10 protein-coding genes are annotated in these 14,263 nt (G+C 59.0%); 4 read left to right on the forward strand and 6 right to left on the reverse strand.

What is annotated here, in order from left to right; translation table 11 throughout:
* Positions 1–28: 28 nt before the first annotated feature.
* The 4 genes from GC177_02655 to ettA form a co-directional block, all read right to left on the reverse strand.
* Positions 29–1,438: an HlyD family type I secretion periplasmic adaptor subunit gene (locus tag GC177_02655; protein MBI1274855.1), complete on the reverse strand. Its 1,410-nt coding sequence runs from the start codon at positions 1,436–1,438 to the stop codon at positions 29–31.
* Positions 1,435–3,264: a type I secretion system permease/ATPase gene (locus GC177_02660; GenBank protein ID MBI1274856.1), complete on the reverse strand. Its 1,830-nt coding sequence runs from the start codon at positions 3,262–3,264 to the stop codon at positions 1,435–1,437. The genes GC177_02655 and GC177_02660 overlap by 4 nt, the downstream gene beginning before the upstream one ends.
* A gap of 266 nt (positions 3,265–3,530) precedes the next feature.
* Complete coding sequence (locus GC177_02665; GenBank protein MBI1274857.1) at positions 3,531–4,670, reverse strand: hypothetical protein; 1,140 nt, start codon at positions 4,668–4,670, stop codon at positions 3,531–3,533.
* Between the two features lie 245 nt (positions 4,671–4,915).
* A complete protein-coding gene (gene ettA / locus GC177_02670; protein MBI1274858.1) occupies positions 4,916–6,598 on the reverse strand; it encodes an energy-dependent translational throttle protein EttA in 1,683 nt (560 codons plus the stop codon).
* Between the two features lie 132 nt (positions 6,599–6,730).
* On the opposite strand from ettA, the gene GC177_02675 reads away from it, so the two are divergent.
* On the forward strand, positions 6,731–7,408 hold the full coding sequence (locus tag GC177_02675; protein MBI1274859.1) for a hypothetical protein: 678 nt from the start codon (positions 6,731–6,733) through the stop codon (positions 7,406–7,408).
* Positions 7,409–7,418: 10 nt separating this feature from the next.
* The gene (locus tag GC177_02680; protein ID MBI1274860.1) at positions 7,419–8,663 is read left to right on the forward strand and encodes a hypothetical protein; all 1,245 of its coding nucleotides are present in this window, start codon (positions 7,419–7,421) and stop codon (positions 8,661–8,663) included.
* Here GC177_02680 and GC177_02685 read toward each other — a convergent pair.
* Together GC177_02685 and GC177_02690 are read right to left on the reverse strand one after the other, a co-directional pair.
* Positions 8,660–10,186, reverse strand: coding sequence for a hypothetical protein (locus GC177_02685; protein MBI1274861.1), 1,527 nt, complete (start codon positions 10,184–10,186; stop codon positions 8,660–8,662). The two genes, GC177_02680 and GC177_02685, sit on opposite strands and share 4 nt — an antisense overlap.
* Positions 10,187–10,265: 79 nt before the next feature.
* Positions 10,266–10,694 carry a nucleoside deaminase gene (locus GC177_02690; GenBank protein ID MBI1274862.1) on the reverse strand — a complete coding sequence of 143 codons (429 nt, stop codon included), beginning with the start codon at positions 10,692–10,694 and terminating at the stop codon, positions 10,266–10,268.
* Between the two features lie 172 nt (positions 10,695–10,866).
* Here GC177_02690 and GC177_02695 point away from each other — a divergent pair, with 172 nt between their 5' ends.
* The gene (locus GC177_02695) at positions 10,867–13,977 is read left to right on the forward strand and encodes a hypothetical protein (protein MBI1274863.1); all 3,111 of its coding nucleotides are present in this window, start codon (positions 10,867–10,869) and stop codon (positions 13,975–13,977) included.
* A 7-nt stretch (positions 13,978–13,984) separates the two neighbouring features.
* Entirely contained in the window at positions 13,985–14,263 is a 279-nt protein-coding gene (locus tag GC177_02700) for a hypothetical protein (protein MBI1274864.1), read from the forward strand.

Genomic DNA, 14,263 nt, shown 5'->3' on the forward strand with positions numbered 1-14,263 from the left:
CTTTGCAGAAGCGAAACCGCAAACCGGTCTATTGCTCGCGGAAGGCGCGGAACATGCTGTCCTTGATCGGCTGGAGCAGGTAGCCTATCAGCGTGCGCGATCCGGTGACGATCAGCACATCAGCGGGCATGCCGGGGTAAAGCTTGGCATCGTTCAGGGTTTTCAGTTCCTCTTCTTTCACCGTTACGCGGGCGATGTAATAGGACTGTCCGGTTTTCTCATCCGTGAAACGGTCGGGCGAAACGGTGGTCACTTCGCCCATCACCGGGTGCAGGTTGCGCGCCTTGTAGGCGCTGAGGCGCACGCGCGCGGGCAGGCCCTGATGCACCACGTCGATATCCAGCGGCGATACCTGCGCCTCGATGATCAGCCGGTCATCCTGCGGCACGATGTCCAGCACCGCTTCGCCGGGAGAAATCACACCGCCCTTGGTATGAATGCGGAGGTTGGTGACGATGCCGCCCACCGGCGCCTTGATTTGAAGGCGGTTGGAAATGTCGCTGGCGGCGTTTTTCTGCTCACCCAGCGTGCCCATTTTCACCTCGGTTTCGCGCATGTTGGAGACCACGTCGTTCATATACTGGTTCTTGGTATTGAGGATCTGGATGTTGATCTCGCTGATGTGCTGCTTGGCGCGGGCTATCTGTGCCAGATATTCCCCGCGCTGGCCCTTCAGGTCCGCCGCCTGGCGTTCCAGCGCCAGCACGCGGCTTTTCGGTGCGTTGCCGCTGGCCAGCAGCTTGCGCATGCCCACCAGTTCTTCCTCAATCAGCTGGCTCTGCCGGTTGGAAGATTGCTCCTGCGCGTGAAGGCCGGCAATCTCGTTGTTCAGCTGCGCAATCTGCTGCTGCAGCACGTCCACGCTGCCGGTCAGGGCCTTGCGGCGTGTGTCGAACAGTTTGGTCTGGCTGTTGATGGTATCCTGCACTTCGGGGCTTTTCGCCGCCTGGTCCAGCAATTCCTGTGGGAAGTCGATCTTGTCCTTGCCGTCGCGCTCGGCAGCCAGACGTGCCGCGGCGGCCTTTTCCGCCCAGAACTGCCCTGCCACGAGCCCCAGCCGCGCATCGGCCGATGCCGGGTTCAGCTCCACCAGCACATCGCCGGCTTTCACGCTCATGCCTTCATGCACGTTGATTTTTTCAATAATGCCGCCTTCCAGATGCTGGATGGTTTTTTTGTTGGAATCCAGCACCACCACACCTCGCGCCACAGCAGCGCTGTCAATCGGCGCGGCAATGGACCAGAGCACAAATGCACCCAGCGAAATCCCCAGCACCCAAAGCCCGAACTTCACCGTCTTCCGGCCGATCAGCTCCGCCTCGCTGAAGGCTTCGTCTCCGCCCATCGCATGCCCGAGCCTGTCGATGCCGGGCAGCAGCTTCACGCTTTTGCGCGCCAGATTATCCAGTTTGACGAGTTTGTTGTTGGAGTTGCTCATGCGCTCTCTCCATCTTGATCGGCGTCAGGGCCTTCGGGTGACTTAGGCTCCTGGCGTTTGAGTTTCGGGCGTGCGGAAACCTCTTCCTGCACGGCTTCCGGTTGTGGCTTGGCCGGGGTAGGGCCCAGGTAGCGCGGCAGCACCTCATCGCGGGAGCCGAAGGCCTCCACCATGCCCTGCCGCAGCATCATGATCTTGTCCAGACGCGCGATGATGGAGGGTTTATGCGCCACCACCACCAGCGTGGCGCCTTGCTCCTTGGCATATTGAATGGCGCGGATGAGCGCGAGCTCGCCATCGCCGTCCAGGTTGGAGTTCGGCTCGTCCATCACGATGAATTTCGGCATGCCGTAAAAGGCCCTTGCCAGCGCAACGCGCTGCTTCTGCCCCGGTGAAAGGGACGAAAGCCCTGCATGCACATAGGTGTCATACCCCTGCGGGAACGTGAGGATCAGTTCATGCACGCCGGCCAGCTGTGCCGCGCGCACCACGTCGGCGTCGGTGGCATCGGGCTTCATGCGCGCGATATTGTCGCGGATGGTGCCTTCAAACATTTCCACATCCTGCGGCACATAGCCGATATAGCGTCCCGCATCCTCGCGGTTCCATTGATACATATCAACACCGTCGAGCCGCACATGGCCGCCATGCGGCTGCCACACACCGGCGATAAGTTTGGTCAGCGTGGATTTGCCTGCCGCCGCCGGGCCGATGATGCCAAGGCTTTCGCCCGGCTTCAGCACAAAGCTCACCCCTTTGAGGATCGGCACTTCATTTCCGGCAACGCGATAGACCAGGCGATCCACCACCAGCTCGCCACGCGGGGCGGGCATAGCCATGCTGCCGCGCGGGGTGATGCCGTGGGAAAGTTCCGTATTCAGCCGTTCCCAGGCATCCTTCACCTGAATGGTCGTTTTCCATAGCGAAATCGCGGCTTCAAACGGCCCCAGCGCGCGGCCGGAAAGGATGGAGGCAGCAATCATCGCGCCCGGGCTCAGCTGGTTATGCAGCACCAGAAACGCGCCCAGGCCTGTAATGGCGATCTGGATCATCATGCGGAAGGATTTGGAGCTGGACTGGATAATGGCCTGGCGTTGGCTGGCCAGCATCTGCGGCGTGGCGAGCTCGCGGTTTGCCTGTTGCCAGCGATGGATGATGGCGGGTGCCATGCCCATGGCTTCCACCATTTCCGCGTTGCGGTGGGCGGAATCGCTGAGGCGCAGCAGGTTATGGCTGTGGCGGGTGCTTTCCTTCACCAGATGCTCCGTGGCATGGTTGGTCAGCCATGCCAGAACAAGCAGGCAGATGCCGCCAATCAGCGTCACGCAGCCAAGCGTGATGCTGATCATGAAAATCACGATGAAGTAAATTGGCGTCCAGGGCGCATCCAGCATGGTCTGCAGGCCCGGGTTCAGCAGAAACTGCTTGATGGAAGTCAGGTCGCGCAGGTTCTGGCTGCCCTGCGGGCTAAGCTTCTGCGCCGTTTGCGAAATGCTGTAGCTGAGGATTTCGGGCGTCAGCTTCTGGTCCACCCATTCGGCCATGCGGCTGGCAATCACCATGCGCACGGCATAGAACACGCCCATGAAAATCAGCATGGTCACGGCGATGATGGTCAGCAGGATCAGCGTGTCGATGGAATAGCTCCCCAGCACGCGGTCCATCACCTGCAGGGAGAAGAGCGGCACCACCAGCATCAGCATGTTGGTCACCAGCGAAAAGGTCATCATATGCCGGATCGGGTACCAGAACGCATCCTTCATGCGTTTCAGCAGCGGGTTGAGGGGAGTGGGCTTATGCCCCGCTGGGGGATGATTGGCGGTCATAATGGCTTTCCTGGCTATTTCGTGGGTCTAAACTGACGGCAAGAAGCTGATATAACGTTAATGCGCAACCCAGATTAAGGAAGCCATGACGGTAAGCCGCAATCCCAGCAAAAGCCAGAAGCGCGGGCTGCGTTTGAACCCTCCGCGCGGAATGCAGGACGGCATCATGAGTCACCTCCTATCGGTTGCGAAGCGCACTATGCACTCCAACCATGACAGCCATGTGACGGTGGGGATAATTTCCCGAAGTTGCCAATATATTTATATTATTCCCGGCCAACCAGCTCAAGCCGCTCCATATCCTCAATAAAATGACGGATCACATCCTGCCCGCGCGCCGCTTCCAGCACGAACACATTGCCATCCTCGGCCGGTTTCTTGAAGCTTTCGCCTTCCTTATGCCAGCGCTTCAGCCCATCCCAGCCGAAAATCTGCGGTGTGGCGCCATTCACGCGCACCTTGGCCCACTGGCCTTCAAACAGCTCCGGGTGCAGCATCATGCTGCTGGTGGCGGGGTCGTGGAAGGGCTGTTTCACTTCGCCATTAAAGCGCTCCACATCCCACGGCCCCACATCACCACAGAATTTCCCGGCCATGGCCGCTTTCGGGCCAGCGCCCGCCAGGTGTTCCTCCTCCGGTTTGCCCACCGTAATGCGGTGCGTCAAATCCAGCGGCGCCAGCAACACAGGGATGCGGTGCTTCTCCGCCAGTTTGAACACGGCTTTGCTGGCATTGGGGTCGTAAAAGAAATTAAACTCCGCATGCCGCTGCCCCAGCGGAATGAACCCGCCCTTGGCGTCAAACACGGGGGAGTTGGGCTCCCGTGGGGCCTCGCGGCGGTTGAACACCCCGCCCATCATCACGATGGCCTGGATGTTCTTCAGCGCGCCCTTGTCTTGTTTATCCAGCCGCTGCAGCACCTCGGCCAGGTCGGTCAGCCCGCCGGTGCATACCAGCGTCACCGGCTTCCCGGCGGATGCCTTGAGTATGTCCACCACCATATCCGCGCCGCCCTGCAACCGCTCCTCCGCATCCCGCTGCGCATGGCGCAGGTGGGAATCCGCCGCCGCCTTGTCGATCACCACATCGCCGAAGCCGCTCAGCCCGTGCGCGCCTGCGGAATCTTCCTGCACCTCCTTATGGCTCGGCCGCGCCGCGCCCTTCACCACGCGTACATCCTCCATCCGGCACAAGGCGCAAAGGGAGAGGGCGTTTTCATAGCTGTTATCGATGGAGCTGTTGCCCGCGCTCGGGATGATGGCTTCCAGCGTCACCCGCTCCGGATGGGCAAAAAACTGCAGGATGGCCATCGCATCATCCTTGCCCGGGTCGCACAGCATCGCCACGCGGATCGGCCCCTCGCCGAAAATCTGTTCATGCACGTTCTTGAGCGGTGTCAGCGCCATACTCGTCCTCTGAATAGCTTCAGGGAGGTGGATAGCAAAACCGTGTGACAGTTAGTTGACGGATGAATAAATCCCATTGTTAACGCGACAGTACGTCGCGCTGCCCAGCCTTGAGCACGCCCATTGCGGCGGCAAGGAGGCCGCCGCAGGGAGCAAAATAAAAGGTGGAGCGAAGCGACTGGCCCATTGAGGGCCCGCCCGCTAATGCGGGCGTAGCCCTGCGCGAAGCGCAGGTTAGGCAAAGCTCAGCCGTTCATCAGCTTCTTATGCCGCACCTTGCTCGGCTCATTGTCATTGATGCCAAGCCTGCGCTTCTTGTCTTCCTCGTAATCCTGGAAGTTCCCCTCAAACCATTCCACATGCCCGTCGCCTTCATAGGCCAGAATGTGCGTGCAGATACGATCCAGGAACCAGCGATCGTGGCTGATGATCACCGCGCAGCCGGCGAAATCCAGCAGCGCTTCTTCCAGCGCGCGCAGCGTGTCCACGTCCAGGTCGTTGGTCGGCTCATCGAGCAGCAGCACGTTCACACCCGTTTTCAGCATCTTGGCCAGGTGCACGCGGTTGCGCTCCCCGCCGGAAAGCTGGCCAACTTTCTTCTGCTGGTCCGGCCCCTTGAAGTTGAAGGCCGACACATAGGCGCGGGATTTCACGTTGCCATAGCCGAAGTCGAAATCCTCCGCCCCGCCGGAAACCTCTTCCCACACCGTTTTGCCGTCACCCAGCGAATCGCGGCTCTGGTCCACATAGCCAAGCTTCACGGAAGGCCCGACCGTCAGCGTGCCGCTATCCGGCTGTTCATTGCCAGTGATCATACGGAACAGGGTCGTCTTACCCGCGCCGTTCGGCCCGATAATGCCGACAATCCCGCCCGGCGGCAGGTTGAATTCCAAGTCCTTGATCAGCGTGCGCCCGCCAAACGCCTTGTTCAGATGCTCCGCCTTAATGACAAGATCACCCAGCTTCGGCGGCTTGGGCAGCACGATCTGCGCCTGGCCGTAGCCCGTATCCCGCTGCTTATTGAGCAATTCCTCATAGGCCTTAAGTCGCGCCTTGCTTTTGGCCTGGCGGGCTTTGGGCGATTGCTGCACCCATTCCAATTCATGCTCCAGCTGCTTCTGGCGTGCGGCTTCGGCTTTCTCTTCCACCGCCAGGCGCTTCTGTTTCTGCTTCAGCCAGTTGGAATAATTGCCCTCATAGGGAATGCCCTGACCACGGTCGAGTTCCAGGATCCACCCTGTCACGTTATCCAGGAAGTAACGGTCGTGGGTCACGATCATCACCGTGCCCTTGTATTCCTTCAGATAATGCTCAAGCCATGCAACGGATTCGGCATCCAAATGGTTGGTCGGCTCATCCAGCAGCAGCATGTCCGGCTGGGAGAGCAGCAGCTTGGCCAGCGCCACGCGGCGTCTCTCACCGCCGGAAAGTTTGGTCACGTCCGCATCCTTCGGCGGGCAGTTCAGCGCATCCATGGCAATGTCCACCTCGCGGTCCAGCTCCCACAGGTTGGCCGCGTCGATCTTCTCCTGCAGATCGGCCTGTTCCGCCAGCAGGGTGTTCATTTCGTCATCGCTCATTTCCTCGGCGAATTTCATCGAGATCTCATTGAACCGGTCAAGGATCTCCTTTTTCTCCTTCAATCCGTCCATGATGTTGTCGAACACGTTCTTGGCGGGGTCCAGCTGCGGCTCCTGCTGCAGGTAGCCCATCTTCACGCCCTCGGCCGCCCAGGCCTCGCCGGTAAATTCCTTGTCGATCCCCGCCATGATTTTTAAAAGCGTGGATTTACCCGCGCCATTATGCCCAAGCACGCCGATCTTCGCCCCGGGGAAGAAGGAAAGCGTGATATCCTTCAGCACCGTGCGCCCACCCGGATAGGACTTGGTCAGCCCTTTCATCACATACACATACTGGTAAGACGCCATGGAAAACCTCATATTTTAACGCGGAAGGGGCATATAACCCCATTGATTAACCATTGGCAAGCCCGGCAGGCGGCTTTGTAACATCATTGTCAACGGCGCATGGTAGAACGCTCCCAGATTAGAGGAATATCCATGTCCCAACCACCGCTTATCAAACGTTATCCCCTGACCATCGACGTCTTGCGTCAGGCATTGATCAATCTGCGCCTGCAAGCCGGGCTGGATGCCATGGGCGAGGACGGCCCCGCACCCGTGCATCCGTCCATCAAACCCTGGGGAGAAGCCGATATCGGTTTCTCCATGGATCAGGGAAAGATCCTGCTCAAATTGCCCGTGCCTAACGGGGATTATTTTCTCGGCAAAAGCGATTTCTACAGCCTCGGCCCATACAAAAACCTGATGAACCGGCTGGTGGTGGATGCCCTGAGGGACGTCCTTCCCGATGCCCTGGCGCGCACCGGCGCGGGCACGGGGGAGGTCTGGTTCTTCACCGGGCCGGACGGCAAGGTCCCCGCCGACGAAAAGGAAATGTCGGCGCTGCATAACCTGAGCCACGAAGACATGGCGCGTTGCACGCTGTACCTGGTGATCGACTGCCACAAACGCCTGGAGGAATTCCTCCACATGGCGGAAGCCGAATGCAGCGAGCGCCAGATGGCCGAAACGGAAGAGGGCCATGGTGCCTTTGACTATTGGATGAAGGAGCAAGGCGGGCTGGCCGACGCGTTCAACGCCTGGGATAGCGAGCTTTCCGGGTCATCCGGCGTGCATAATGACGGCCCTGACGGGGGCGTTCCCGAACTGGTATAAGAGGCAACATATGAGCAAACAACCGGAACTTGAGAATCAATACCCAATGACGATGGCAATGCTCGGCAAGGTGCTGCGCGATGTTCGCCTCGCCACGAAGATTGATGCCAACCTCAACGGAGAGCAGGTTCCCTGGTTCCTGGAGATGAAACCCTTTCAGGTCACCGATATCGGCATTGATGTGCGTGCGGGCGATGTGATGTTCTCGCTGCCCGCGCTGGACAACGACCTGCTTTCCCAGCTTTTCATGAAAGCGGAGTCATATCACGATAAAATCTGCGAGGAATTGCGGGAGGCGCTGGCTTCGGCATTTCCGGAAACCTACACATTCCTCCTCGGGCATGCCGCTGAGCTGGACATCCCCTCATCCCAAACGCAGGACGGCATGCTGCAGGTGCGGTTGAAAACCAACGGTTACCTGCAGGAGTTTCTGGATAAGGCGGAGGACGAATGCAAACGGAAGCTGGAGACAATCAAACAGGAAGTCGATAAGGCCCTTATCGGAAACAGTAACATGGCCTTGGCCTTACCCGCCCCCAAACCCGTGACGGAAGAGCATTACCCCAACCTCATGGCCGCCATGCGCAGGTCCCTGCAGCAGGTCAGGATGGATTTCGGCCTGGATGAGTTGAATTACGATGGCGACGCCGCGCCCGCCCATGCGTCGGTCTGGATGTATGAGGACGGCAACGTCCGCCTTCGGCCCTCCCTGCATGATGTGACATTCAAGCTTCCCATTCCCAACAGCCTCGAATTTTCCGAGCGCGAAAACCATCAGACCTATGAAGGCTTGCCGACCTACCGCGCCGCGGTAAGCGACGCCCTCAAAAAACAACTATGCCAGTATTTCGGCGCCAGCTGGGACGCCTACGCCAAGCCGGAACTGGGAATGTATTTCCTCGATGCCGAGGGTAAATTTGAATACGATAAAGGCAAAAACATCACGGAATCCTATCTCGCATTCGATAATGCGGATGGTCTGAAAAAAACGCCGGAAGAACTAAGCCGCTATTCCCTGCATCTCGTAATCCAGGCCAATGATAACCAATACGAAGCCTTCCTCAATGCCGCTGAAAAAGAATGCGGCCTCTCATTGGTGCAGGAAGCGGACGCCTCTCCCGCGCAGGGGGATGCCTTCGCGCAATGGTTCGGCACGGATGAAGGCGGCAGCATTTTTGGCGACGACGCCGACGACAATCTGGGAAACAATGGCGGCTTTGAAGACGACCGCGGCAACGACCTGCAATTCACCTAGGCCCGCTTCCGCTCCACCCCTTCGCACACCACATCCAGCAACGCCGCATCCGCCATCGGCCCGTCGATGCGCACCTGTTCCGCCGCGCAGTCGGTGACGATGGAACGGTCAGGCGCACGGGCGCTCGGCACTTCCAGCACCTGATGGGCAAACGCATGGCCCGCATGGATGTTATGGAAGCGCCGCGCCTCGTGCTTCTGGCTGTGCGGGCCATTGAGGCCCTTGGCCAGCTGGAACAGGTCCATCGCCTGATATCCGCCCGCGAATGCATCGCCCGCGCCAACGGTATACATGGGCTGGTTGTCGGGGAAGGGCTCCAGCCCTTCATAGGCATGCGCGCCGCGGCTGTCGACGATCACCGGCGGCTTGCCGCCATCGGTCACGACAAAATTCACTTCATGTTTGCTATGCGTGCAAAGATGCGACGATGCATAGGCGAATGCGCGCCGGTTGGCATCCTCCTTGGCGGTCATGTAATCCGGTGTAGCGCGCTTCGCCTTGTCCAGCGCCTTGCCCTGCAACGGTTGTTGCTGGTCATCGAACCATAAAAGGTCGAACGGTACCCGCCAGACGGAATCGAATGTGTGCTGCTCGTCCAGCCCAAGTTCTTCAACCAGGCCGCCATCAATCCCCCGGCCGATAAGGCGGCGGAACTCACCCGTGTTGGCATGCACCGTCACATTCGTCAGCTGCGACAGGCGCAGGAACGCATCCTGCAGCACCGGGTTTTCCGCCGCCTCATGCGAGGCCAGCGTCATCACCACATCCGGCCGTTTATCCTGTGGCAGGGTATGGATGAAATCGATGATGGTCTGCATCACATCCGCATAGCGCTCACCCAGCAGATGCAGATAGCCGCCCACCATCAGACGGTTGATATGCCCAAACGCGCGACGCTGGCATTGCTCCAGCGAGCTGCGCACGAATTCCGGCGTTAGCGCGTTCATGGAGTTTTCCTGCGCGTTGCGCGGGCAGGCGACAATCAGCCGGTTATCCGGCCCCATCGGCAGGATATGCGCTTCCATCTGGCGGCCATGCGCGGCGGCGATGATATGGCTGCGCCCCGTCTCGCGCACATAATGCTGCCCGGCTGCGTCATCCCCCACCGCGGTAATGAACACGCCATCCGCAACGGGCTGGTTATCCACGCGCGAGGCAAAAATGGCCGCCATGCTGTTGGCCAGTGCCCCGCCTGGGGCAGAGGTGGGATGGCCAAACAGATGCTCCAGCACGCCGAGTCCGGTCGCCTCAATCGCATCGGGCGTGGGGTTGTCCAGCGGGGCGATCAGTCCGTTTTCCAAGCCAAACTGGTACAATGCGCGGTGAAAATCATCCGCCAGCACGGTGATATTATCCCCCGGGCCGATGCTGCGGGGCAGGGGTATGGCAGGGGTGGGCAGCAGCCGGTGCAAAGAGCCGACAAACAGTTCCGCCAGCTCATCCTGCCCGCCGGGGTAAAGCTTGTCCGTCACGGCGGATTCGATGCCCACGATATACGGCTGGTAAAACGGCCCATGCGCCATGTTCAACACTCCCATCATCATTTTTAGTTTTTAGACCGGAATGATTATCCGATATGGGAAACCTTGTTAAGCATAAAGCTTAACGCCTTGCCTGAAAAAAATCCCTCAGCAGCTGACGGCATTCGGCCTCCATGATGCCGCCGATCACCTCTGGCGCGTGGTGGCAAGTGGGCTGGCTGAAGATGCGCGGCCCGTGCTCCACCCCGCCGCCCTTGGGGTCATAGGCCCCGAACACCAGTTTTTTGATGCGGGCAAAGCTGATGGCCGCCGCGCACATGGGGCAGGGCTCCAGTGTCACGTAAAGCTCGCATTCCGGCAGCCTTACCTCGCCCAGAATCTCCGCCCCGGCGCGAATGGCCAGCATTTCGGCATGCGCGGTCACATCTTTGCGCCGCTCCACCTCATTGCCGAACGCCGCCAGCACCTTGCCCTGGTGTGCCAGCACCGCGCCAACCGGCACTTCAGCTGAGCTTGAGGCCTTTTGGGCTTCCGCAAGCGCATCGCGCATGAAAGGGGGGATAACCATCAGAAAACAGGCCAAATTAGTTAAAAATTTAACATATTGCGCTACCATCACGCGTGAAAGGTATAAAATGCATAAGCCGAAGATACCACTGCAAAGCACGCAGGAACTGCTATCGGCGGTTCATCACCTCCATGCCCCCGGCATGGATAGCGCCATGATGCGGGGTTGTCTGAAATACGCAGGCGGCATGGGCGGCTATGACTTCAGGCTGCATTCCATCACCGAGCTGGAATCCACCGTTTCCAGCCTGCCGGCGGAAATGCGGGATTCCAACTATTACCAGATGGCGGAAATCCTGCCCGCCGTGATGCAGCGCCTGAGCGGAACCGAGTTTGCCGCCACCTTGGACCGTATGTTCAACAGCTTTGTAAACGGCACCAACAAAAGCTGGCCCGGAAAGGTGGCCACCAACTTTGCGCTGCAGGCCGCCAAACCCTTCCTGTTGCCCGATGCCCGCGGCGAAATTAATAAAATCAAAGCCGCCGGCGGCAAGTTTGATTATTTCAACGGGCTGATTGCCGGTGTGCTGATGAGCCACCCGATCAGTGAACAGAAGGATTTTCGCGGTATTTATTATGCCGGGCAAACCATCGGGGTCACGTCCGTAAACACTCCCCGGTCCGTGGAGGAGTTGAGCGAACAACTCACGGCGCAGGGATGGTGCCTGGAGGTAAACGAGCCGGACAAGCAGCTTGGCAAACGTATTGTCCGGGAAGACGGCATCACCCTCATGCTCATGGAGTTGCAAACCGCGGAAGGCCCCGTGAAATGCCCGGTTCAGATTTCGGATGCGGTCATTAACGCAAATCGGTTACCGCCGGAGTGGCGCAAACACTATCCGGAAGGGCTTCCAGCAAACACGCCCTACATCGTCGAGCATGCGGCGCAACCGGCTTCGGAGGGAAGGGGTTGGGGCCTGGGAAGGCTCCGTCAGATGGCCGACCAGATACTTCACCGCGACGAGATCATCTGCCCTGTCTTCATTGTGGAAAACGAAGCCGGCATGCTGGTGCCGAGGCCGCGCGCATTCGAGCATCACCTGAATAGCTTTGGCAGCATGTATCAGGACCCGCAGGGCATGCCGGTTATGGCCAACGCCTGGGTAAGTGTGGAGGACCAGGCAGGAGTAGGCGGGAAATTACGAAGCGACATGCAATCCATGCCAACTGCCATGCCCGCGCTTTTTGGCATGAAGAAGGACGGCGCTCCTGTCGTGGTGCGGCCTTATGTGATGATGGGCGGCAAGCATGATATTGCCGGCAATCTTCATTTCTGTAGTCAGACGGGTCAAAAAGCGGCGCGCACCAGGGAGGTCGAACATTTCCGCCAGGAACATCGCAGTAGCATTCGTGAGGAACTGCCCGGTCATTTCAGGATGGCGCGGGATACAAACCCCGACCATGATGTCTACGTCCCAAAACAGCTGCACGATGCATCGCGATATTCCAACGACGCGCGCAAACTGGCGCTGGAAATGCTCGAGGCCATCAAGGAGGATGTACGGGTATTCGGCCGCAGCCGTGTCGGCCTCATCATCCGGCCCGACGCGCCGGAGCAGCTCAGGCGTTTTTGCGGTGGCCACAGCGAAGCCCTCAACACCTACAGTCAGGCCTATACGCTGCTGCTGCACAATCTGAAGCATTTTGATAACCCCAGCATACTTCCAGCTGACCACCCTGACCGGTTGATCCCGGCTGACATTCAGTATCTGGTGCATTTCGACCAGTCTACGCAGCAATACCGTCCGGTGGAAACGCCTGTTAAGGTGCGCGGCAGCCATATGGATGTGAAAGACCTTATCAATGCACTGATGGGCCGGGCCGATTATGGAACCGGTCAGCCATACGATGAGGAAAATTATAGAGGGCCAGTGCTGTTTGTGGCTGCGGGCGTGGGTGAATTGCCCCCGCCCGATGGCCCCATGACCATTCTCACTTACTGTTGGAATGATAACATTCAGGGCAGCACCATGAACCTGAAGGAGATGCTTGCCGAATGCGCGAAGCGCCGCCCGCAGAATGTTATTCCCATCGAGGTAAGCCCCTCGCTTTCGGATGATTATCGCCACACGCTCTCCGGCGTGATGGAAACCTTGAAGGAAAAGATGCGCGCCCTTGATGCCAGACAGGAGAATGGCGAAAAGCTTGGTGCGGAGGATAAAAAGATCGTCCGCGCCATGCACCTGGTCGGCGGTGCGCTGGGGCATATGCAGCAGCGTGCCGCCACGCCGGGGCTGGAAGAATTCAACGAGCGCTGCGCGGCCCACCCCGTATTTCGCGAACGCGCCATGCAGCTGGATGCCATTGCGGTTTGCAAGGCGCATGCCAGCGCCGCATGGACAGCCAACCAGCTATGCAGAACAGCCCTGCATAATTCCGTTGAAAGCACCCACCGTCTTTCCACCGCCATGGCCCATATCCAGGACGATGGCGCGATCTTCAACCTGATGGCCGATCCGGCCATTCAGAATATCCTTAACAGGGTCAACAAAACCCCCGATATGTATGCGCAGCTTCGCAGCCGCGTAATAAGCGTATTGCGCGATTTTTATGGCGATGACGCCGTGCAGGACAAACCGGCCCCTCGCGGCATGAACCTGACGGCGGACAGGATCGTGCGCTACCAGCAGGGCCTTCTGGTGGAAATTTACCAGAGCGATCTGAACAACATTGTCGGGCTTCTTTCCTCGCCCGCGCCCGTGTATGAACTGATCAACAACCTGGCCACCATGGCCATCCTGCGGCACACGGCCCGTTCTACGGAAGAGCCTTTCGTCCTCGTGGGCGACGACGAACTGATGGCCGAACTCGGCAAGATCATGCTCGATCCGCAGCAGGTCATGCAGCAGGCGGGCATATGGACAAAGCAGCAATTGGAAGCCTATCGACAGCCGCAGACGGCCGAGCCGGAAATTCAGCCCCCCGCCGAAGTCAGTATTGTGAACGTGCAAGTCCTGGGGATTGACCGATCAGAGGTCACCAGGCTGGCAAACATACTGGCAAAAGAGGCCGGCAATGCTGACGGCATAAACTGGGAGGCGGTGAATCAATGGGTACAGGCATTCATCCACTATTCCATGGATGCCGCCACCCCGTCGGATGTCAGGGCCGAAGCGGCGAATGCCGTATTCAGCCATATCCAGGCCAATATGGAGGAGGCCGTGGCGAATAGGGAACAGGGGCAGGCCCCCCAGGACGTGATCGGCGCCATCAAGGAACTGGTGAACGACGCCTTGAACGCAGGTCAGCAGGCCATTTCAGGATGAGGCGAACATGAGCGGGTTAACGGCACTGCAAAAACAATTCTCCAAGCACGTCTATGTGCTGGTGGAATGTGCCGAACGCCGCCAAACGGCGCAAACGGGCTATATCTTCCTCGCCACCACCCTGGCCGAATTACGCAAAATGAACGACACGATCCGCAAAAAACGCACCGTCGATTATGCACGGCACGGCCACATCGTCGCCAGGGGGGAGGGCAGCCCACCTCCTGAGCTGCGTGAATCGCTGGAAGACTATGTCCGACGGCTCAATGCCACAATCCAGCACTGA

It is taken from the genome of bacterium (assembly GCA_016124905.1).
In the GTDB taxonomy this organism is placed as follows: Bacteria; Pseudomonadota; Alphaproteobacteria; order Rickettsiales; family RI-342; genus RI-342.